18 protein-coding genes are annotated in these 23,873 nt (G+C 35.6%); 6 read left to right on the top strand and 12 right to left on the bottom strand.

Annotated features, from left to right (window positions below; translation table 11 throughout):
* Positions 1–31: 31 nt before the first annotated feature.
* From ADIARSV_RS13110 to ADIARSV_RS13085, 6 genes are all read right to left on the bottom strand, one after another.
* Positions 32–853 carry a glycosyltransferase family 2 protein gene (locus ADIARSV_RS13110; protein ID WP_083936584.1) on the bottom strand — a complete coding sequence of 274 codons (822 nt, stop codon included), beginning with the start codon at positions 851–853 and terminating at the stop codon, positions 32–34.
* 73 nt (positions 854–926) lie between these two features.
* Entirely contained in the window at positions 927–4,169 is a 3,243-nt protein-coding gene (gene infB, locus ADIARSV_RS13105; RefSeq protein ID WP_016196035.1) for a translation initiation factor IF-2, read from the bottom strand.
* 83 nt (positions 4,170–4,252) lie between these two features.
* On the bottom strand, positions 4,253–5,488 hold the full coding sequence (gene nusA / locus ADIARSV_RS13100; protein ID WP_016196034.1) for a transcription termination factor NusA: 1,236 nt from the start codon (positions 5,486–5,488) through the stop codon (positions 4,253–4,255).
* A gap of 2 nt (positions 5,489–5,490) precedes the next feature.
* On the bottom strand, positions 5,491–5,961 hold the full coding sequence (locus ADIARSV_RS13095; RefSeq protein ID WP_016196033.1) for a ribosome maturation factor RimP: 471 nt from the start codon (positions 5,959–5,961) through the stop codon (positions 5,491–5,493).
* A 206-nt stretch (positions 5,962–6,167) separates the two neighbouring features.
* Positions 6,168–7,589: an IS4 family transposase gene (locus ADIARSV_RS13090; RefSeq protein ID WP_016196032.1), complete on the bottom strand. Its 1,422-nt coding sequence runs from the start codon at positions 7,587–7,589 to the stop codon at positions 6,168–6,170.
* Positions 7,590–7,827: 238 nt separating this feature from the next.
* Positions 7,828–8,157: an RNA polymerase sigma factor gene (locus ADIARSV_RS13085; RefSeq protein WP_016196031.1), complete on the bottom strand. Its 330-nt coding sequence runs from the start codon at positions 8,155–8,157 to the stop codon at positions 7,828–7,830.
* A 72-nt stretch (positions 8,158–8,229) separates the two neighbouring features.
* On the opposite strand from ADIARSV_RS13085, the gene ADIARSV_RS13080 reads away from it, so the two are divergent.
* From ADIARSV_RS13080 to ADIARSV_RS13060, 5 genes are all read left to right on the top strand, one after another.
* On the top strand, positions 8,230–8,805 hold the full coding sequence (locus ADIARSV_RS13080) for a hypothetical protein (protein ID WP_016196030.1): 576 nt from the start codon (positions 8,230–8,232) through the stop codon (positions 8,803–8,805).
* A 152-nt stretch (positions 8,806–8,957) separates the two neighbouring features.
* Complete coding sequence (locus ADIARSV_RS13075) at positions 8,958–11,210, top strand: DEAD/DEAH box helicase family protein (protein ID WP_016196029.1); 2,253 nt, start codon at positions 8,958–8,960, stop codon at positions 11,208–11,210.
* Positions 11,207–11,452 (top strand): hypothetical protein, encoded by a 246-nt coding sequence (locus ADIARSV_RS13070; protein ID WP_016196028.1) that lies wholly within the window; start codon positions 11,207–11,209, stop codon positions 11,450–11,452. Before ADIARSV_RS13075 ends, ADIARSV_RS13070 begins: the two co-directional genes overlap by 4 nt.
* Positions 11,442–13,568: an ATP-binding protein gene (locus ADIARSV_RS13065; protein ID WP_016196027.1), complete on the top strand. Its 2,127-nt coding sequence runs from the start codon at positions 11,442–11,444 to the stop codon at positions 13,566–13,568. The genes ADIARSV_RS13070 and ADIARSV_RS13065 overlap by 11 nt, the downstream gene beginning before the upstream one ends.
* A gap of 1 nt (position 13,569) precedes the next feature.
* Entirely contained in the window at positions 13,570–14,055 is a 486-nt protein-coding gene (locus ADIARSV_RS13060; protein ID WP_016196026.1) for a hypothetical protein, read from the top strand.
* A gap of 226 nt (positions 14,056–14,281) precedes the next feature.
* Here the strand turns inward: ADIARSV_RS13060 and ADIARSV_RS13055 are convergent, their stop codons facing one another.
* The 5 genes from ADIARSV_RS13055 to ADIARSV_RS13035 are packed head-to-tail and all read right to left on the bottom strand — an operon-like array spanning position 14,282 to position 21,511.
* On the bottom strand, positions 14,282–15,193 hold the full coding sequence (locus ADIARSV_RS13055) for a protein kinase domain-containing protein (protein WP_016196025.1): 912 nt from the start codon (positions 15,191–15,193) through the stop codon (positions 14,282–14,284).
* A 5-nt stretch (positions 15,194–15,198) separates the two neighbouring features.
* On the bottom strand, positions 15,199–16,305 hold the full coding sequence (locus ADIARSV_RS13050) for a DUF262 domain-containing protein (protein WP_016196024.1): 1,107 nt from the start codon (positions 16,303–16,305) through the stop codon (positions 15,199–15,201).
* Between the two features lie 2 nt (positions 16,306–16,307).
* Positions 16,308–17,423: a phosphoadenosine phosphosulfate reductase family protein gene (locus tag ADIARSV_RS13045; protein WP_016196023.1), complete on the bottom strand. Its 1,116-nt coding sequence runs from the start codon at positions 17,421–17,423 to the stop codon at positions 16,308–16,310.
* Positions 17,407–20,643 (bottom strand): hypothetical protein, encoded by a 3,237-nt coding sequence (locus ADIARSV_RS13040; RefSeq protein ID WP_016196022.1) that lies wholly within the window; start codon positions 20,641–20,643, stop codon positions 17,407–17,409. Before ADIARSV_RS13040 ends, ADIARSV_RS13045 begins: the two co-directional genes overlap by 17 nt.
* A complete protein-coding gene (locus tag ADIARSV_RS13035; RefSeq protein ID WP_016196021.1) occupies positions 20,636–21,511 on the bottom strand; it encodes a DUF4007 family protein in 876 nt (291 codons plus the stop codon). Before ADIARSV_RS13035 ends, ADIARSV_RS13040 begins: the two co-directional genes overlap by 8 nt.
* 837 nt (positions 21,512–22,348) lie before the next feature.
* Here ADIARSV_RS13035 and ADIARSV_RS13030 point away from each other — a divergent pair.
* Positions 22,349–23,314 (top strand): hypothetical protein, encoded by a 966-nt coding sequence (locus ADIARSV_RS13030; RefSeq protein WP_016196019.1) that lies wholly within the window; start codon positions 22,349–22,351, stop codon positions 23,312–23,314.
* Positions 23,315–23,392: 78 nt separating this feature from the next.
* Here ADIARSV_RS13030 and ruvX read toward each other — a convergent pair whose 3' ends face one another.
* Positions 23,393–23,818, bottom strand: coding sequence for a Holliday junction resolvase RuvX (gene ruvX, locus ADIARSV_RS13025; RefSeq protein ID WP_016196018.1), 426 nt, complete (start codon positions 23,816–23,818; stop codon positions 23,393–23,395).
* Positions 23,819–23,873: the final 55 nt, after the last annotated feature.

Here is a 23,873-nt window from a genome sequence, read left to right as displayed (position 1 = left end):
GATAGTATTACTAATCATCATGAAGAGGTTATTATAGCGAATAACCAATATCTTTCAATAACAAAGTTCCCCTTTGCCCCCATTTCTCTTTCAAGGTAATCAGTTTACTTGCATCTGCAAAAGGCTCATGCTTGGACCTTAAGGTGAGCCTTGAATAATGGTGAAAAAATATACCGATTGCTATTTGAAGAGGCTCAATATCCCCAACTTCCAAGTTTCTCGCTTTCACTCGCATATAAATATCAAAGTCAGCATCATGAATCCTATTATCCCAAATACCCACTTTGTCTAAAACAGAGCGTCGCATAAAAATGGAAGAACCACTAAAACCCTCTATAGTTGTATAGCCAAACTTTTCAAAGCGTTTTTTACAAAAGTCATCCCAATCACCATACATAAGAAATGCCATGATTTTCAATGCATTATACCCTCTTCCAAATAGAGCTATAAAAGGATATTTAATTCTCTTCCACTGTCGTTGTTTCTGTTTCTTAAGTTTGTCTTGCTCCCAAAAATCACTAGCAAATGAAATAATATCAAATGGCTTTTGCCTCATCAATTCCAGTGAATGTGCGTCCCAACTTTTAGAAAGTAACATGTCATTATTAAAAAATGCGAGGTAATCATATTTAGCTACTTGAATACCTTGATTCTGACAGTAAGAATAGGAATAGTTTTTATCATTCAAAATCAGCTTATCAGCATGTTCTTTGAAGAATTCCCTTGAACCATCTGTTGAATTATTATCTATTACAATCAATTCAATTTCTCCGTCTGTGTTTTTTCTCAAAAGCTCTACAAAAAGCTTATTCATTCCTAACTGATTATGAACACATGTGATAATACTAATCATTTTTATAATTTATAATCAAAAAAAGGCAACCTGGAAAAAGGTTGCCTTATATATACTGCTGTAAGAATATGACTTACAATTTTCTCTTCACTTCAACACTTTCGTAGCCTTCAACAATGTCTCCTACTTCAATGTCATTAAAGTTTTGAATATTTAAACCACATTCATAACCCTTAGTAACCTCTTTCACATCATCCTTGAAACGTTTCAATGAAGCCAGCTCGCCTGTATAAACCACAACACCATCACGTATAATACGGATCTTACTGTTACGATTCAGCTTACCGTCGAGTACCATACAACCTGCGATAGTACCAACCTTGCTGATCTTGAATGTTTCACGTATTTCTACGTTAGCAATGATCTTCTCTTCGAATTCAGGAGCAAGCATACCTTCCATCGCAGCCTTCACTTCGTTAATCGCATCGTAGATGATAGAATATAAACGAATGTCGATTGATTCCTGTTCAGCTAGCTTACGCGCACTTGCGGAAGGTCGTACCTGGAAACCGATAATGATTGCATCGGATGCAGAAGCCAATAATACGTCTGATTCGGAAATCTGACCTACTGACTTGTGTATGATGTTCACCTGGATCTGTTCTGTAGACATCTTCAACAAGGAATCGGATAACGCCTCAATTGAACCATCCACGTCACCCTTAACAATGATGTTAAGTTCCCTGAAGTTTCCGATAGCTAAACGGCGACCAATTTCATCAAGCGTGATATGTTTCTGAGTACGAAGTCCCTGCTCACGTTGTAACTGCAGACGTTTATTTGCAATTTCACGGGCTTCAACCTCACTATCCATCGAGTTGAACTTATCACCGGCAGTTGGTGCGCCAGACATACCTAACACCTGTACCGGTGTAGATGGTCCTGCAAACTCAACTTTCTGTCCGCGTTCATTAGTCAGTGCCTTGACACGACCACTATAACTTCCCGCAAGAATAGGATCACCCACTCTTAATGTACCGGCTAATATTAACACAGTGGTAACAATTCCACGGCCTTTATCTAATGCCGCTTCAATAACGGTACCAGTTGCTCTCTTATTTGGATTAGCTTTTAGTTCCAATAATTCTGCTTCCAGTAATACCTTTTCTAAAAGCAAGTCGACGTTCATACCTGTTTTACCGGATATTTCCTGACTCTGATATTTACCTCCCCAGTCTTCCACCAGGATATTCATCTGCGAAAGTTGTTCACGAATCCGGTCTGTATTTGCTCCCGGTTTATCTACTTTACTAAAGGCAAATACAATAGGAACATTTGCAGCTTGAGCGTGATTGATTGCTTCACGTGTTTGAGGCATCACACTATCATCCGCAGCAATTACAATAATGGCGATATCGGTAACCTTCGCACCACGAGCACGCATAGCCGTAAAGGCTTCGTGACCCGGTGTATCCAGGAATGTAATTTTACGTCCATCTTCCAGTTGAACTGCGTATGCTCCAATATGCTGGGTAATTCCCCCGGCTTCTCCACCTAACACATTCGTTTTACGAACAAAGTCAAGTAATGATGTTTTACCATGGTCAACGTGACCCATTACAGTAACAATAGGAGCACGTGGAATTAATGTATCCGGTTCATCTTCAATCTCCAGACTGGCTTCCTCATCATCCGGTTTAACGAACTCTAAATTATAACCAAACTCATCAGCAACAATACTTAGTGTTTCGGCATCCAGACGTTGATTGATAGACACGAACATCCCTAAACTCATACACGTAGAGATAATTTGTGTTACCGGAACATCCATCATGCTAGCCAGTTCATTTGCTGTAACAAATTCTGTAACCTTCAGTACTTTAGACTGAAGTTCTTTTTCCATTGCAGCATCTTCAGCAGACTGAGCAACATCATCACGTTTCTGACGACGGAATTTAGCACGTTGTGCGAACTTTCCAGATTTACCTGCTCCACTTAAGCGGGCAAGGGTTGCTCTGATCTGATCCTGTATTTCTTTTTCTGTTGGTTCCTCTTTAGGACCTCCTCCAGTTGAAGCACCACCATGGTTCCTTGTACCACCTCTAAAATCAGGTCTTGCGCCACCATGATTTAAGGCACCGCCACGAAAATCGGGTCTTGGACCAGTATGAGGGGCCGGAACCGGTGCAGCTGGACGTGGAGCTCCACCTTGCGTTGCAGGTGTACTTCCTTGTGCCTGGCCAGCACCCTGACCTTGTCCTCCCTGATAACCGGGAGCATCTTTACGTTTACGCTTACGTTTGTTATGATCACTGTTTGCTGCTGAGGAAGAAGCTACAGGCTGATCTTTACGACGCTGTGGCTGCTGTGCAGACAAATCAATTTTACCAATTACGTTTGGTCCGGTCAGACGTTGTGCTCTTGCACGGATAACGTCATCTTCAGGCGCTTGTTCTACTTTTACAGGTTGCTCCACGACAGGGGCATCAGGAGTTTCCATAATTTTATTTTCAGGAGCAGCCTGAGGGGCTACTTCTTTCTTCTCTTCTTTAACAATAGCAAGGGGGGCAGGTGCAGCAGCTGGAACAGGTGCAACAACAGGCTCTGGTTGTTTTTCAACAACGGGCTCTGCTTTTACTTCTGCTATGGGTTCAGTAGGTTTAACTTCTACCTCAACTGGTACATCTGGTTTTGGAATTTCAGCAACCGGGACAGGTTTAGGTGTTTCCTTCACTTCAACCGGAGGTGTTGCTTCCACTTTCGCTTCAACAACAGGTACGGGAGCAACAGGTACTTCTACAACTGGGACGGGTTGAGATGCAACAGGTTCTGCTACAACTGCCTTTTCAGGTTCCTTTTCCTTAACCACTGCTACTACGGGGGGCTTTACCTCATGCTTGGGTCTGCGGTTAAATGATTCGAGATCAATTTTGCCAACAACTTTTACACCTGCAATATGATTTTCTCCCTTAGCAGGTTCTGCTACAGGTTCTTCTGCGATAACGGGAGCTACCACAGGTACTACTACTTTCGGTTTTTCTGCAGCTGGACTGTGTCCAAATGAACCAGTATTCTTAATCAGGATCTCTTCCTGTTCGAATTCCTTTTCTCTGCGGGGTTCATGTCTTTCAGGAGCCGGAGTTGGTACATCATCACGACGTATTTTTCCTATAACGATTTGTCTGGCTTCTTCACGGACAATTTTATCACCTTGGTACTCCTGCAATAAAGCACCATACATTTCTTCTGAAAGCTTTGTATTAGGCTTTGCATCAACCTTAAATCCCTTTTTACTCAAAGATTCCACGGCTGTTGACAACCCAATATTAAGCTCTTTTGCAGCTTTTAGTAAATTTATACTTTTACCTTCTGACATTTAAAAAAATTACCTCAAAATTATTTTAACAAAAATAGGACTTTTATCCCATATTTAATAGAAGGAAACCGAAACAGTATTACTTATTCAAATTCCGCTCTTAATATACTTAACACTTCTTTCACTGTACCATCTTCCAAATCTGTACGCTTAACTAACTCATCAATAGTTAGCTCTAATACTGATTTAGCTGTATCCAAACCAACACGTTTAAATTCATCAATAATCCAGCCATCAATTTCATCTGAGAATTCTTCCAGATCAACATCCTCATCATCTACTTCAGCCTCACGGTATACATCAATTTCATAACCGGTTAACTTGCCGGCTAATTTAATATTATGTCCACCACGACCGATTGCTAAAGATACTTGATCAGGCTTTAAATACACTGCGGCACGTTTATCCACATCATCCAGCTTGATTGTTGTAATTTTTGCCGGACTTAAAGCACGTTGTATATATAACGAAGAATTTTGGGTGAAGTTAATCACATCAATATTCTCATTTTTCAATTCTCTAACGATACCATGAATACGGGAACCTTTCATACCTACGCAGGCACCTACAGGATCGATACGATCATCGTAAGATTCTACCGCTACCTTAGCGCGCTCTCCTGGTTCACGAACAATCTTTTTGATCACAATCAGACCATCAAATATTTCGGGTACTTCTAATTCGAATAAACGTTGAAGGAATTCAGGTGCAGTACGAGAGATAATAATCTTTGGATTTGTGTTCAACATATCCACTTTCAAGATCACCGCTCTAACGGTATCGCCTTTTTTGTAGTAATCTGCAGGGATTTGTTCGGTTTTAGGAAGAAGTAATTCATTTCCTTCATCATCCAGCACCAAGGTTTCCTTTTTCCAAACCTGGTAAACTTCACCGGTTACAATCTCGCCTACGCGATCCTTGTATTTACGGAAAATCTCATCTTTCTCCAGTTCCAGAACCTTAGAAACCAATGTTTGTCTGGCGGCAAGGATAGCACGACGTCCGAATGTCTCCAACGTTACCTGCTCGATAAAATCATCGCCCACTTCCAATTCGGGATCGATCTTATGCACTTCTGCCAATTCAATTTCCAAATCATCATCTTCAGAAAAACCGTCTTCCATTACAGTTCGTGTTCTCCAGATTTCCAGGTCACCATTGTCTGGATTTACAATCACGTCGCAGTTTTCATCTGTTCCGTATTTTTTACGGATCATACTTCTGAACACTTCTTCCAATACACTGATGACGGTAGGACGGTCAATGTTCTTAAATTCTTTAAATTCCTGAAAAGAATCAATTAAATTAATATTGCTCATTTCTACTTAAATGAAATTAAAACCTTTGTTTCTGTAATGTGGTCAAAGGCTATAAAGCTTTCCTGAACGATTGCTTTTTTACCCTTTTCCTTTATATTTTCTTCCAATAAAATACCTTCTTCCTGTACGTCAAGAAGTTTTCCTTCTCTCTTCTTATTCACCTCATCAACCATCTGAACCGAAATAGTACGTCCTATATTCTTTTCATACTGCCTTTTCATACCCAAGGGATAATCGATACCCGGTGATGACACTTCAAGATTATACGCCTGCTCAATTACATTTTCTTCTTCGAGAAAGAAACCAACTGTACGGCTTACCATGGCACAATCCTCAATTGCAATGCCATTATCACTGTCAATCAGAATCATCAGCGTACCATTTAAATGCATCTTTATATCAACGATAAAGAGGTCTTCGCGGTCGGCTATTTTTTCTTCAACAAGTTGTCTTACCCTTTGCTCTACATTCATAAATTAGCAAAAAAGAAAAGAGGGGACATGCTGCCCCCTCTTTCGATTTATGCAAATATAGATAAAATAATGATTTTTCCAAACGGGAATCTTGCAATTGTTTAATTAGTAGCGCGTTTGATAACAAAATAAACTTTCAATTCCTGAAATAAAATATTGATCCATTATTATTCACTAAAGCTTCGCACATGAATTTGTGATTAATCTTAAACTGAAAAATGAAGTTTCAAGAGTTTTTTAACTTTATTTTCTTGAATTAAATTAGTCATAAACTGATCCAGATCATCTAATGGAAGTCCTAATATTTCAACAATAAGTTTGACCATTTCTAACAATAATCCCCATAAGCGTTGATCCAGGGTCAGGTCTTTTAATTTCTCTTCTGCATCTCTGAATACGGCACCTTTGGTTTCATATTCTCCGAACCGTTTTCTTAGTGTCAGCAGGATATACTGGATCATACTGATGGTGATATCGGCGAACTGTGCACCGATATCTGCAGCCTGGCTTTTACCGATCTTCAGATACTGTTTACTTTCTTTAAAGAAGACTTCTATGGACCAGCGAACCTGATAACGTTCCACTGTTTTCAGATAGCCGGCGTTCAGGTCCGTAGACAAAAGCAGCTGCCAGTTACCGTTCCTTCCAAACTTAGAAAAGAACAGTTTTACCGGATACCCCTTATAAAATAAAGGCACTTCGATATACATTGCGGCCAGCTTCCTGCACCTTTTCTGTTCTTTTTTTAACAGTACAATCAATTCTTTGGCCGTATACTCTTTCCCTCTGAAGAGGTACCGGGCGTTACCCATTTTCATCATTCCAATGAGCTTTACCTTTACTGAATGGGCGCAGGCCAGCATTTTCTCACAGGTAAACCAGCTGTCCATAAGCAGATAATCGACTTGCAGGCTACCGCAGGCCTGTTTGATCATACGGATAGCTGTGGTAATCTTGTCCTTGTCCATTTCTGCAGTACGTTTGCCCGCAGGGCTCTCCCTATTTCTTTCTTTATGGTACTGGCCCTGGTATTCCATTCTTTTCAATCCATAGGGACTTGCCTCCCTTTTGCCCTTCTCCCGATGAAGCGAGAAACTTACAGGAAGAAAGCTTTTGCCGTCAAAATAACCCAGTACCAGCATCCGGTATCCCAGCACATAACGCATGGATACATGGTCCCATAAACGGCTGATATTTTCCATCATGGTACCCGACTTAGGCAATAGGCTGTCATCAATGATCAGCATCCGGTGCCCTGGAGCAGTACCTGTTCCTTTGGCTAAACAGATTTTTACAAATCGTCCTGCGAATGCAAACAGCAGCTTCTCCCAGTTAATGTCATGCATCTTTTTCATCCGGTAAAAACTGTCCTTACGGGCTATGCCAGGTGCACTGCTGCTTTGTAAAAGAGAATACATATTCGTTTTTCCGGTAAAGGGTACAACTAAAAGCATACCGAGTAAATCGGAAACCTTAAACCCTTTTTTCTTAAGCGGATTCAGTGTTTTATATACAGATTTAAATTCAAAGAACGATAACCAGTTTAAAAAACGCAATGTGATATTTTCCTTAGAATCAAATTGCGTTTTTATTTCAGAAATTCTATTGGTATCTTTGGACTGCAGCATGTTTTTTTGTTTTGTTTTGCGACTTTAATATACTCATTTTGAGTGTATTATTCAAAAAAACTGCTGCTTTTTTATGCCTTAAATATCCCTAAAAGTCTCCTGCGAAGCTTTAGTTATTCATTGAAAGTCTCCATAAACACATAAATCCCAACTTTATAAATCCGATAAAAAATTTACAAACTAAAGGCAATATAGTTCTTCCCCGGTTTGCCACCATTGCTCTCCTCCTCCCCTGATTTCAAACCGTTGTTGAAATTATCCTCCCATCCTTTTTCTTTAACCGCTCCCTGCTTAGTTTCAATAAGCAATTTAAAGTATGGTTTTTAGACATGACAACTAAATAAGCTTTAAAATTATCTACACCAGCCAATGCTTCACGACTCATCCATATTTCAAGAAATACATCCTGAATAATATCTTCAGCCAAATCAACCGAATCAGTAATACGATAAACATAAACGCCTAATTGCTGATGATACCTCGAAAATAGTTGGCGGAATGCATGTTCATTACCTAATGCCCCTTTTAACAGCAGATCTTGATCAGAGTATAGGAACAAATCAGACATAAGTAAATAATTGGTTAGGTTAAATAAGGAAAAATTCAAACAAAACAAATTGTTAAAATCATAAGGATCTGAATGTGTGCAATTTTCTCACAAGGAAAAGGATGGAAGTGTAATAAGAGGATTGCGAAACCAGAGGACAATGTCGCAATTTGCGATTTGCAAATTGCAAATTATATGTTTATTAGTTTTATGAAAGCACATAATGGAATGCGCCCTTATGACCTTGCAATATTATATCAAATAGTATTAGCTAACCATCAAGCCATGAATATAGAGCTTTCAAGGGATTTAAGAATAAGCCTATCTGAAGTAGGGAATTCAATTAACAGATCGAAAATTGCAGGATTAATTATGTCGCATAAAGTACAAATTAATACATTGCTTGAATTTATCCAATACGGATTACCATATGTATTTCCGGCAATACAAGGCAGAATTAGCCGAGGCATAATAACTGCTCAACCTCTACATGGCAATACAAAAGGAGTTTCTATTGACCCTCTTTATCCAAAAGTAACAGAAGCAATTCAAGAAAACGATAAATTATATGAATTGCTTTCTTTAACGGACATTATAAGAGTCGGAAAGGTTAGAGAAAAAGAACTTGCTATAAAATTGATCATACTTGAACAGTACACTAAAATCTAGTTGTAATAATTGCACCTACAGCATCATATAAAATGAGTTTCAATGAATTATCTGCCTAATTTGGCAAAGTATTATATAGTATGTATCTTACCCCCCTCAAACTATCAATAATAATTTGATAGTTAACTTGATGCAAAAAACTTTACTTATTCATGCTTAAAGATGTAAGCTGGCCTGAGGATCGGTCCTACCGATCAGGAAGTGAATTCAAACCCTATGAATTTTATCAAGATGCGTTAATGAACAGTACAATCTTAGATTTACTGTTAGGATATTTCAGCACATCTGCAATCCATCTTCTTTCACTAGGATTTGCAACGTTTATAAGTAAAGGTGGTAAATTACGGATGCTAATTAACGACGTGCTGTCTGAAAAAGATAAAGAAGCAGTATTACTTGGGAAAAGTAGTTTCGTATCTTCTACATTGGTAGATTTATCGGATTTTAAATCAATTAAAGATTCATTGGATGAATATGGTAATCATTTTTTCGAATGTATTGCATGGTTAATTAATCAGGACCGTATTCAACTTAAGGTCATACGTCCGAAAGAAGGGAAAGGGATTTCTCATTACAAATCTGGAGTATTTGGAGATGGAATTAACAAAGTAGGCTTTAAAGCCTCTTGTAATTTCACATCATATGGTCTTCTATCTAACCTTGAAGAAATAGAAATTTACATATTAGGAGATGATTTACGATCTGATAAATTTATTTTAAAACAGGATAAATATTTCGAAGAAATATATTCCGAAAGAGCAGATTTTGTGGAGTATGTTCCAGTGGAGGAAATACAAGCCATTATCATAAATACTTTTGCTAATAAAGATATTGATGAATTACTGGTTCAGGAAAAGGAATTACTTAATTTAAAAAAGAGATATCTAAAATTGGATAAGCATAAGGAGCTTAAACCTGTCTTTATAGCTGAAGGTGATTCAGATTATCTCTTACCGAAATTTCCTTATAAGGAAGGTCCAAGAGATTACCAGATAAAAGCTTATGACAATTGGATTGCAAATGGTTACAAGGGACTATTTGCAATGGCTACTGGAACTGGTAAGACCATTACAGCTTTAAATTGTGTTCTTCAAGAGTTTCGCATTCAGAATCAATATAATTTTGTAGTATTAGTTCCAACTATTGCATTAGCAGATCAATGGTATGAAGAGGCAACCCAAAAGTTTAATTATACAGATATCGTCATTTGTTCGAGTAAGCATCTAGGGTGGGAGGCTAGAGTGAATCAATTCGGCAGAAATTTTATTATCGGCAGCAACAATAACTTCGGGTTAATTGTTACTTATGCTACTTTCCGGGGGTTAAAGTTTCAAACTACGTGGGAAAGAAATTTTAAAGGGTTCTTCAGCTTATTGACTTTAATTGCAGATGAAGCACATACTCTTGGATCAGCAAAACTACTCAAAATATTACCAGTTAAAATCAATAAACGTATCGGCTTATCAGCAACTCCTGAACGAGTATATGACGCTACTGGACAAGAACTCTTATGCAATTTTTTCAATGCCTTTCCTCCACATTATACGTTTGTCTATAATATGCAACAGGCTATAAATGATAAGATTCTATGTAAATATTACTACTATCCAGTAATGGTATCATTAGAACCGGATGAACTGGATGCTTATCGTTCAATAACTAAAAAACTAGCAAAATATATTGATTCCGTAACTGGTCGCTACAGAGAAAGCCCCGCTGTTAGTAGGCTTTTAATTGAAAGAAAAAATGTTATTCACAAAGCAAGACAAAAAGAATCGACTCTTCTTGAAATAGTAGACAGAATTGGCCCTGATAAATTTAAGTATGTCTTTATTTATGTACCTGAAGGGAATAGTGCAAACTATGATGAACAGGATACAACTATCAGCGATGAGGATGATATGCGTATAGTAAATCGGTATACATCTTTGTTATATCAGCAGCATCATTTCAAAATGCGGAAATTCCTTGGTGACACTCAAGACCGAGAGGCCATACTCAGTCAATTTCGTAATGGGGAAATAGATGCTGTTTTAGCAATGAAATGCCTGGACGAAGGAGTGGATGTACCACGTACACAATATGCGGTATTCTGCTCAAGTACAGGTAATCCTCGTCAATATGTACAAAGACGTGGGCGTGTTCTTAGATTCCATAAAAACAAGCCTTACGCATATATCTACGATATGGTTGTGAAACCTCCCGTTGATATTACTCAAGGGCAATCACAAGAACACAAAGTTGAAAAAAACATATTAATGGGTGAGCTTAAAAGATTGATCAATTTTGCAGCCCTAGCTGAAAACAAAATGCAAGTCATGAAAAGCCTGGAAGACTTAGCAAGTATTTATGAAATTGATATTTATGAAATGATGAATTCAGAACTTGATTTATACGAAATATGAAAAAGACATTAAATGATAGTCTTAGAGAAGAATTTGGTACAATATTGAAACAAACGCAATTTGCTAACCTTATTATAGCAAAAAAAATTGATCCAACAATTATATCAGGAGCCTTTGAAAAGTTGCTTTCCGCAGACCGCTTTCTAGAGGCTGAGTTAGAAGATATTGATAAAGCACGTGGTGAATTTGAAAACTATATAATTAATACAATAAAAACAAAAAGGCATAGTAATGGTAATTAACGAAGTTCAAATCAATAATTTCTTTTGTTATCTGGGTAAAAATACTTTCTCATTCACAAGGGGATTAAATATTATCTCTGGAAGGAATGGCAGTGGCAAATCACAATTTTTTAACGCATTTTACTGGACATTCTTTGATAAAATATATTCTGGTGAAGGAAGTGGAAACAAGAAAAAAACATGGGATGACGATAAAAATTTGACTATCTATCCGGATTCCATATCAAACTCACTTGACATTGATGAACAATTTCAAACATCAGTTGAGGTAACCATCGAAGCAAATGATTACCAGGCTGCTGATTTCACTACCGATGATACTGTCATTTATAATTTTAAACGAGTAGTTACTTTTAAAAAAACAGATAGGGGAATAATAACATTGTTACCTTCTGAATTAAAAATCGAATATGTTCAAAGCGGGGAAACTTTTATTGTCCAACGCTTTGATTTTGAAATAGTGCTAAATAAAATCTTTCCCAAAAGCATTAGGAAATTCATGTGGTATCAAGGGGAAACCATGGATGATTTGTATGATTTTAGCAGTAAAGCCACATTAAGAAATGCAATACATGAAATCTCCTATTTTCCTAAATATGACTTCATGTATAAAGTAGTTATGTCATCCGATGCAAGCATAAATAAGAAAATTGCCAAAGAACTGGCACAGCAAAACCGCTTATCTAAAGAACAAAATGCTATATATTTTGATATTACAATATTAGAAAATAAAATCTCTATAAATGAACAAGAAAAGATTGATCTTGTAAATCAAACCCAAAGCTTGGAAGAAGAATTGACTAAAATTGAGCAGAAACTCGAAGGAATAGATCATTTTATGCAATATAAGATAGATTTAACCAGATTAGAAGCTGACCAAAAAATTACTAAAAGTCAAATAGATGCAATAGAGATAAACACTAAAGAAAGATTGATCAATGTTTGGATGCTTAATGGTTGCGCAGAGCTCATAAAAGCCGCTGAGTCTAATTTGAATATATTGAATACTGAAATTCAGATAAAGCAAGCTCATAGTAATCCGATTCCAATGAATTTGCCTGGTCCAGAATATGTTGAGCAAATGTTAGTGGATAAAATATGCTATATCTGCGAGCGATCAATTGTAGATGATCAGGCGGCATACGAAGCACTTCAAAGGAGATTGAATGACTTTCAAAAAAATGCACATGTTAAATCACTTCAGGATAATTATGCGGATCTCAATCGTTTCCGTAAAAGACTTTTGAACGACCTTCCTAATATTAATACTGAGATAGTTGAGAATGAGAATAAGAAAAATGCATTAATTAGAAAAAGGAATTCACTTGGAAAGCAGATATCAAATGTGTTTAACGATCTAGGGTTTGAAGAACGTGCGGATCTTGAAACAAATGCTTCAATAGCACAGCAAAACATCAATAAACATAAAACTTACCGAACAGATAAAAGTATTAAACTAAAGAGAATTTCCGTATTAGAGCAGGAACTATTATCATCCAAATTAGAATTATCAAATAAAAAGGCTTTAAGGGATAATTTTACGAAAAGTCAGGATATTAACTTAGCGGAAAGTGTTGCTTCCGATTATATAAGCTTGTTTATAAAAAGTATTTCTGTTTTAAAAGATTCCGCTTACAATACGCTCATCAAAGAGTTGGAGATAGAAAGCAATCGTTTATATTCCCTTTATTTAGACGGAAAGGAACAAGGTGTAATAAAAATAGATGACTCTGCACATGTCGTGGATATGAAAACTGGAATGCAACTTAATGACCTGAATCAAGGTGAACTAGTAGCGCAAAAGCTTGCTTTAGCTAATGCCTTCTTATCTTTAAGTGCAAAAAAAATGAATAGATCTTATCCTCTAATAGCCGATGCTCCTTCATCAGATTTAGATGCAGGTAATACCTATAATTTAACAGTTAATATTGGGGCATCATTTGAACAAATTATCATTATGTCAAAGGATTATACACAATTTGATAATGAGCAACTCGCGAAACTAATTATAGAAGCCGACATAAAAAACTTTTATCAAATCACAAGTGAATTTATAAATCCTACAGCAGGCAAATCAAGGACAAACAGACGTTCAATTACCACGAAAATCAAATGATATGAAAGATAAATTAATTGTTGAGGTGAATAAAAAGAAGGTTTGGTATGGGAATGAACTACTTAAAGTGCGGGATCTTTTTAGCCGCAAAGAGGAACGAGGAGTAAACATTACAAGGGCAGATGATAAGTTTTTTTCCAACTATTGGCAAGTATATGCATGGGCTTCTATAATAGGCTTTTTACATAATAAACGCGAAAAGGGTGATCTTCTGCAGAACAGAACCTCATTTGAATACCAAGTTATCTCTAACGCATCTGAAAGTATTGCCTATTCGCTTGTTTTAATGGCAATTGGGAAAATGGAAGTTTCTACATCCGATGAATTATTAAACTCAAGGGAAATTCTTACGATAATTAGCGAATATGCAGAGGGCGGTGCTAAACATATATTAGAATTGAGAGGCACATCAGGGCAGGAATCAAAATTTAACTATGCAGATGACTATTTTAGAGAGATATTTGAGCGGATTAATGGCCTAAAATAAATTTTAATTTAAATAGCAAGTTAAATGGTCTTCCTATTCCAAGGATGGAGTGTTTTGACCAGTTATATAGTTATTCGAAAGTAAATTGATTACCAGAGCACAAAACAGACTATGAAAGAATAAATGATCCCACCAATAATAGAAAATTAAGAAATTAAAATATGCATTATGTTTTCAGTGTTATTAAATTATATGCGGTAGAATGGGAGAAGAGTTTAAATTTTTTTTAATTACTAGATAAAAAACTACCGATTTGATAAGATACCTTTTCTGTATCCGACCTCTTGTTTTTAGAATAAACGAGCATATTGTAAAGTATCTCGTAAATTATTTCATTGTTAGGAAGGAAATCTTCTACCTGTATCTGACCAATCGGTAAGTTTCCTTGAAATATATACCAGAAAAGCTTACCCAACTGGAAAACTTCTGATTTTTCGTCAATAGTACAATCAAACTTATTTTTGTTTGGTGTTTTTTCAACAAGATATTTATTCAAAGCTTCAGGAGAAAACCATCCGGTTGGTCCTATTAATTCCCCATTTTCATTTATTATATAATCAGTATCTTGAAAATCTACTAAACCTAAATCACCTATCAATGGTTCTCCATCTAAAAAGTATATATTATCATGTTTTATATCACGATGATATATTTTATATTCATGCAATTGCTGAACACCCTCTAAAATTTTATGGCATAACATAGTTTTTTGAATTACATTCAAATCATCCCCCTCATCCTGCAGATATTGATTTAAAGTAAAATCACATTTCTCCATTATATAATATGGGAAAGTTTCTCCACTAATAATAAAATCTCCATGCGTCTCAATCTGAACTATACCTAAAAGACTATTTGTTTTGGCTACATAGAGGGCCTCTACTTCTCTGTCAAAACGTTTTAATCTCTTTTTTAATTTCCAATCATTATTTGCATATTCAACAGAAAATCTCAAAAACTTAATAACATAATCAATACCCTTTTGCTCATCACTAAGTTTGAAAATAATGCCATTTCCACCATGTACGTATTTATTTGTCTCATGTAAGAAATCGATCTGGTAATATTCCCCTTCCAACTCGAGTAGATTCTCTGTCGGATTAGTTGAAAGCTTTATATTTCTACCGTCTAAATACATAATTATTAAAAATTTTGCTGTTCCTTTTCCAGAACGGCCCGATTTAGTGTCATATCATTAAATGTGTAATACTTACCAATTTGCTTAAAATATTCACCTTCAGCAGGGTAATAGCTTCTGATTTCTTCTTGAGAAGTATTCGGTAATTTACTGTCATTAAGAAATAAGTTATTAAAGATTTCTATTCTTTTCAATCTAGCATTAGCAGAATTTGATTGGCTAACACAATTAAAAGCATATTCAGCCAATTCTCTAGCTGCACTTCTACTATTGGGACGAATACCTTTTTCTAAAATTATCAATAATTTATAAAAATAATCTAAAGCGTCATTTCCAATATTGACATTATCTTTTATAAATCCAAACAGTGTATAAAAATCATTCCTTTGCCGAAACCTAGTTGTTTTAATTAAACGAATTTCATCAAATCTAGATAAATGGTCTAAGATTTCTTTGAATTTTGATCTACATATAGCTTCGTCCTCATCATTTATGTCATTAATATATAACTTGTCTACTTGAGCTTTCTTATCAGTTATTCCATAAATTACGAGTGCACATAATTCTTCAACCAAATCCCTGTCTAACATTCTTTTTTGAGAGTTAGCTGGAATAATATTTAATTTATTAAATGACTCTGAAATAGTTATATCTTGGACTAATTTTAAAAACTTTGAATCAAAATATTGCGCTTTCAAAGTTTCTGGACGATTTAGTTTAACCCCACTTGAATTGACCATGTAGTAAAACTCTTCAATAGATTCCCCTATCTCCACTTTCGTAATAATAGTAACTGGTATTTCATAACTCAAAAAATGATCCTTTTTGAAATCTGAGTCGTCTGATGATAGGTCAATTTCCCCTGTCGAGTTATAAAGATGGATCGCTCTTGTGCGTTGTTGTCCATCAACCATCTCGTAATTTTCGACTTCTTTTTCATATAGAAAGATACTGGGCACGGGAATACCAGATTTTATTGAATTAATTAAAAATCTTTGAGTCTTTTTGGGCCAAATGGCATTTCTTTGATATGGCGGATTTAAATCGAGTTTCTTTTCCTCTAAAATTTTTAGCAATTGTCTTAATTGCCATTTTTCTATTTTATATTCCATTACTATATAAAACAAGCTAAACAACCTTCTTCTTCCGCATCTAAAATATCAATTAACTTATTTGATCGATAATTTTGAGCAGCGTTTTGCTGTTTGGTTAAAAATTCTAATTTAATTTGATTAATTCGCTCAGGATTAATTAGTTCTTCTAAGCGTTCATCTTGCATCCAGGTGTAGCCATCTTTTTCATACTCAACAGCCAAAAAGAATTTGACAGGATTTTGTTCATACAGCCAAACCCATTCAATTTTCCGTTGAAAGAAACAAAAGAAACACCCAGATCGGCTACGATTATACTTACCTATCTGCCCATTAACTTCGTAAGGAATTTCTTCATAATAAGCAGGTACACCTACTCCGCTTTCGCGTAATATTCTAAATATATCATCGCGAATTAAGACTGATTCGTTGTTTAGCAAGGGAAAATCGTTAACTAGAGCAATAGGAAGATTAGAATCTTTCAAAGATTGGAAAGCCACATGATTAAATTCCTTAATTCCTAGATCCATCAACGCCTTCAACTTTTGATTTTGATTATACGAGAATGATAAGGGTGTTTTAAGAATATCTACAGCCCTTTGGTATAAGTTCTGACTTAAAAACTCTTTATATAAAGCAAGGAGCTTTTGTTGATTTTCATTCTTTAATACTTTACCAATTACCTCTTCACTCCAAATATTTTCCCTGAAAGGGAAAATAGATTGTACGTGTGATTTGGTAGAGATGTAACCCTCTCGGTCTTCATCTCCGCGAATACCCACATATGAAATTACAGGTGTAGTACCAATGTAATTTTCAAAAGGTTCAATCTTTAGTTTTTGTGTACACCAGCGAGCGTTTGAAGATGGAAGATAGCCACCATAAAGGTTATGGTAAAAATCAAAAGGGTTTCCTTTGTCCCCTTCTTTAGCATAAAGTTTATTAATGCTAACGCCTAGTTTAGATTCTAGATTACGGATGAGCTGATAAGTCTCGTCAAGTTCTTTGCCAGTATCACATGTATAAAATTCTATATCCATTTGTGGATATAACTCTTTCATATAAATAGCTAATGCTGCACTGTCTTTCCCTCCTGAAATACCTAAGACATGCCTTACACTATTATTTTCTATCGTCATCTAATACTTGTTTTAGCAGTTTTGCCAATATAGCAATTTTTGTGGTTTTATTCTCTTTTTGTATTAAACCAGACAATTCGCTTTCCAAATTTTGGAATTGGGCACTTTGTATTTTAGGTATGCGAACTATTTTTTGACTAATGTTATTTCCTGGTGTAGTAAGCTCCAATTTAAAGACATCTTCCTGTTCAAGGTTGACTTTTTGCAATGCCATATCATTCAGATTATCTAATTCGTGGACAAGGGTTAAAAAACGCTCTTGCAATTGCTCAACTTCCTTATCTGTAATTTGGTCTAATGTTTTCCCAACAGTTGCCTGTGCCACTGATGAGAGCCATGCTCCTCTATCCTCAAGTGGCGAACACAGTCGATCAAAAAAAGTTTTTTGATAAGATAACAACAGGTATTTTTTCACTGATCCTGAATATCTGTTTCTTAATTGTTCCTTGTATTCAAGGAAAGTGTATGGTATATTCCACAAAGAATTAATAATGATTTCAAAATGATTTAATAATTCATCATAAGCACTACGCAATTCTCTAATCGAATTTTGTAACTCAGTGCTAAATTCAATCAATAACTCCGGGGTTTTATTTAACTGAATTAAATCATAATTAAGTGCGCTTGGTAAATCTTCGAAAAATAATTTCTCCGGATCTGTAGCCTCTGTAAGTGCTTTTCTTACATTTTGAACCTTCTTACTCAATCTTTTAGTTTGTTTTACATAGGGCTTTAAGTCTCTATAAAATTTAAAAAAAGGAACGATCGTTTTAATGAATCCCTCAGTTGAAGTTTGTTTTTCTTCGCTTAGTGATAACAAATCGCGGTAACGGTTGAACAAGCTTACTTTAATACCTTCTGTATCAAAAGCTTTGATCTCGTAATGTTTAGGATTTTTAACTAAAAGCTCAAGTATATCTGCATTGATTTCTGGTATAAAACCATTTTGCCCATACATAGCAAAATCATCCGATTTCATTAAAAGGTATATAGGTATCCAAAAATCAAGAAAACCTCTCTTTAGTTTGAATGGAGGTTCTTCCAAAAGAGCATATAACTCACTTATGCTCCTTTTGGCTCCCTTTGTACCATTTATAAAAGCATTACAAGTTTTAAATAAAGGCAAAAAGTTGTTGGTATCCAGAGCGGAATCATTTAGCGGCTGCAACGACCATCCGTTATCAGTTTTCCTATGTATACCTGTCTGTAACAACAAAGAGAGATAAATACTTTTTTGAGGTGGAAATCCTTCAATACTTAAGCCTTCTTCTTCCCCACAGTTGATCAATGCTTCTAGCAAAGATTTTCTAGCCGCTGATATGGGAGTAGAAAGTTTATTTCTGTTAGCAAGTTCGCTTATAAATACAGGTGTTGAAGGATATACAAGATCGGATATGTCAGACAAAAGAGCATTGAAGTGTCTGCTATTTTGCAAGGTAACTTTTTTGCCGTTATAATACCAATTTACAGAATCCCAATCATAAAAACCTTCATATAACAGATAGTTGAGCAAATTTTTTTGTATGTCTACTATTGCGTTTAACTCCCTTTGAATAATCTTATCATTGAGGTATTTAGCTTTCGCAATTTCTGCCTTTTCAATTTCTTCAATAGCATGCTGTATCGCATCAGCCCTTAGAAAATGTGCATAAATAATTGCTTGATCAGTGTTTGAAGATGCTTTTATAATGTCGGCTTCTTTTATTTTTTCGTTAAAGATCAGATTGATAAATCCATCTATCTGACCTGTAGGTTTTGAGGCTGAGTATGGAGAGTCACTGATTTTATATTCAAAAATACGTGGTGTTCCTTTTTCGTAATAAGTTCTTTTTGCAGAAACGGGTGCTAAAGGGAAATAACCATTTAAAAAGCTTACAATATTATTCGCTCTACTAATTTCCAGACCTGCCTCATGTATGGCATCATCAATATTAACAGCAGTCGTATCCGAATAAAAATAGCGTTGAGAATACCGATTATATGATAACAAATTTAACCGTTGAAGATTTTTAATAGCTGCTTCCACATCATTGAGCTTACCGGTTAGCTCAATGTAATTTGTCAAAAAGTTTAAATCTAATTTAGCCCCTGCATGGCTAAAAATATTTAGTAAGCCAATAGTTTTAATTAATGTTTGATACAGTTTATGATCTTTTTCTTCTACTTCTCCTTCTACTCTTTCCAACGCATTTTTAATTTCCGCCCATTTACTATAATGCATATTGGCTTTTGAATTCAGAAATGAATAAAGGTTATAGTTTAAATAGTCATACACATTTGATATGGCATAAAAATTTTGGCTTCCTTTATTTAAATCGTCTAAACCATAAAAGCTATGAGCATTTAAAAAAGTAAAGAGTGACCGTTCGTTCTGTCCATATTGCTGAAGGGCTAAAGCAAGGATACTCCCAGACAATAGATCCAAGGGATATATACTATTGGCTGTTCTCTGATCAAAGTAATCCTTTAGCGGAAAAGCTTTAGCATCACTAATAATCCCTATTAAATATCTTATTTTTTCTAGGTTATCTTGGTTCGGTTGGGCGGCTATTGTCTTACTTGCGAGAAGTAGAAGTTGCTCTACTGGCTCATTAAAAGTGAGTTCTTTAAATCGGCCTTTTACCTTTATCCACTCGTTACGTTGGGTGTTATTTAACTCAACAGCATAGGCTGAAAAATCTTGATGAAGAGTTGTTATAAAAGCAGCTTCATATTCTATATTATTGAAAACCTCTGCAATTTGTTGTAAGAAGTATAGCTCCTTTTCTGCACCATTTACTGAGGCATATTCCAAGAACTTACCAAACTCATCTATCATCAAGATAAGACCTCTTTTTTCCCTATTAGAATTTTTGATAAGACCTTCTAATTCTTTAACCACTTCTGATGGTTTATTGCTGGATGAGCCAATAAGGTTTTTAACATTGTCTATGATAGAGTCATAACTTCCAACCAACTTTAAAATATCGAAATTACTATAACTTGTCCATTCCCTACCTTGCACAAAAATCTTTTCCTCATTCAGGTGATAGGATAAAGCATTAAAGAATGTGGATTTACCAGTGCCATAAGCTCCAATTAAATTAATTGATCTTACTCCTGATTCATAATTGTTTATAATAGCATCAAATACCTCCTGTGTATTCGGTGTTATTATAAATTCGCTAACATTAAAATTATTGATCAGTATATTCTGAGAAGGCGAAAAATGCTTAACCATAATATCTATTTAAAAACTCCCATTTATCTAATTCTCTTTTAATCTGAAATACCCGATTACCAGCTGTTTCGTTATAATTAAAATCTAATGGCCATACATGTGCTAGTTCAACAAGTTTTTCTTCAAGGCCTTTTTCAGTTAAGCAAAAAATATTACCTGGAGAATTAACACTCTCAAGTAAATCTTTAAAAGACAATGATTGAACCTCATTACCAAAAGTATTGATAATGGCGTAAGCTAGTATTTCACGAGGCAGATTTTCTCTACTTTCCCTTATTACCTTAAACCATTGAATGGAAGTTTTACCATCCAGCGATAGCCTCGTAAATGGTCGAATCAGATTCAATTCGACCAATAAATTAGCGGTCTCTTCTTCTATGTCAGCTTTCCCGTCATTTGCTCTATTATAAGTACGCAAAAATACATTTGCGTCTGAACCATATGTTTTGTCACTGAAATGCTTTATTCCGCTTTCTTCCGTTTTACGCTTTAAAAATGAAATTAGCTGAGGCTTAGTGAATTCATTTTTCTCTTTTAAAAACTGATTGAAAAAGCTGTTGAAGATAAAAACCCTTTCATTATTGATTACCATATAGTGCAACAACCAAAGTGAAGCTGAGTCTTCCAAGTATGGGTCTTTTCCTGAAAAAACATAATCACCAAATGTGGTTATCTTGTCATGATCATCTGCGATATTAAATCCTCTTAGCCAGAACTTAATTGCTGTGGTCATATTCTTACCTACTCCTAAATGCACTACAGCATCATCATCAACAAAAGATCTATGTGCAAGTAAATGCTCATAACCCTTTTTTAACCAAAACTGCCGGCAAACAAAAGTTTCGTGGCCGCTAAAACTAATACGCATATTGTTAGCCTAATATTTACTACAAATATCAAACAATTTAAACAGATAAATTAGTCTTTACCGATCATGCTGTCCACAGATGGTATGATAATATCAGTTAAAAACTTGTGCTTATTATCAAAAACAGTGTTCTAATAACCTATTCGGCACTTTGTTTATTTGAATTATCACTAAAAAATATGAAGATTCCTGATATATGCGAACTTGTCATGGCTGATATATTTTTTAGTAAGCACTTACTGAATCCATTTAAAGTTAGGGCATATTGTGCCATTAAAACGTGAGCAGGTACTTAAGCTGATAAATGAGCTTGTTATTTTTTGATATTAATATACTGCAAGCAATAACTGCGGTAAGTATGACAAAGGTCTTCATAGCTAAACCCTTCAAAAATTTAATATAATTATTTTTGAGCATGAAATAGTCACATATCTAAGCGAATAAGGTCTCAATACTTTTCCTGCATTCCTTGAGTTCAGGCTCAAATGGCAGTTTATCCTTTCAATTATTAAACAAAGAAGTCTTTAACTTGATTTTTACCGTTTTAAATAAATCAAATTGGCTGGTTTTGCATTTGCTAACCCTGATACTAAAATACTCTAATAAAACTGCAATAAGGAACCAGAATGAGTCCAATGTAGACTATTATAAGTCGGACTTATTCTAGATTTTTAATGCTTTGTTTATACTGTGAATTATAATTATTATAGCAGTTATCCTGATTTATGTGCTCTTTTTGGTTGTTTTATGACGTAGGAGAGAAGATTCGAGAAAATTTAGCTAGACTTTTGTTATTAGAAATCTTTAGCGATTACTTTGCTGTAAATCATTAAGATTATGGCTAGTATAGATAATAAAGGAATGGTACATGGAACTGCAGGTTCTGTGATCTACCGGGAGTACCGGGGAAAAAACATTATCCAGGGCAAGGCAAAGGTATTTAAGCAAACCGACAAAACGAAGAGGAGCGCTACCGAGTTTGGACTTTCGAGTTCTGCGGCTGCTGTGATTAGGACTGCATTTGAACCGGCTTATTTTTTTAAGGATGGAACGGCAGCTTACAGGAGTACGCAAATGGTATACCGGTCGATATTGAATAATGTAAGCGGAGAGAACGGAAAAAGGGATTTGCATGATGGGGACCTTTCTTTTTTACAGGGATTGGACTTTAATGCAAATAGTAAACTCAATGAAGTGCTTCAGATGAGCCACTCGGTTAGTAAAAGTACGGAAGGTTTGGTGAGTGTTACATTAGGTTCCTTGAAAACGCAAACAGATATTAAAAGGCCTAAAGGGGTAAGCGGAGCCTATATTAAACACCGCATAAGAATCATGCTGGTCGCTTTTAACTTCAGGGAAGAGTATTACGAAAACCTGGGGTATCAGGACATAGACATAGAAGGATATCAAACCTTAGAAGAACAAGTCATTACTTTTACAGAAGCGGTTCCTGAAGATTGCCTGGTACTAGTCAGTATGTCCCTGATATTGTACTCCACTATCGCCCAAACCAATGAAAGCATCTTATTGAACAGTAAGGGGTTCAGTCCATGCGCTATTATCGGTACTTTTCAATCCGAAAATCCCTCAGATTTTCCTTTAAAAGAGGTTGATATGCTAATTTCCAACTATCCAGGCAGAGAAGAAAAGATAATAGAGATGTTCTATAAAGGCAATCTCCTAATGCTGGGACTGGATTCCTTACTTGGTAAACAGGCTACTTCGGGCGCCAAAACAGTAAAATCAAAACAGGTGATTCCAGATGTAGTACCAGGGAAGCGGGTTTCGTTCAAAAAAATTTAATTTCCGGCGTTTATTATTACCTGCTAATTTAGTTTTTCAATTTCCTGAGAAGTAAAGTACGACGGTTGATTAGCTAATTCACAAAGCCCCGTAACTTCTTTTCTCCATCCAGGATTGCAGGATAATGGTCGCCGATATGGTATCGATCAACTCCTTACTCTGCCTATCCGCTTTTTTTAGTCCGCTTTGCGTAATCGCAGCCGATGCCATTTTTGATGTAAAACGTTCATCCATTTTTTCAATAGGAATAGCCGGGAATGCTTTTTTTAAGATAGTCATAAATCCCTTCACATGAGGCATAGACTGGGAGGCTGTGCCATCCATTTGTTTGGGCTCGCCGACAACGAAAAGCTCTACTTGTTCGGTCTCCAGGTATTTTTTAAGAAAATCTACAATATCTTTAGGATGTATGGTAGTTAAACCGGTTGCTATAATTTGCAACGGGTCAGTAACGGCAATGCCAATCCGTTTGGTTCCATAATCAAAAGCTAGTATTCGGGCCATGGTGCAATAATAATTGATTTTAATACAAGAATAGTATGATTAAGAATATTTAGAA

This window comes from Arcticibacter svalbardensis MN12-7, assembly GCF_000403135.1.
Taxonomy (GTDB): Bacteria; Bacteroidota; Bacteroidia; order Sphingobacteriales; family Sphingobacteriaceae; genus Arcticibacter; species Arcticibacter svalbardensis.
Note: the sequence above shows the minus strand (reverse complement) of the source record. Positions and strands in the feature narration are given on the sequence as shown.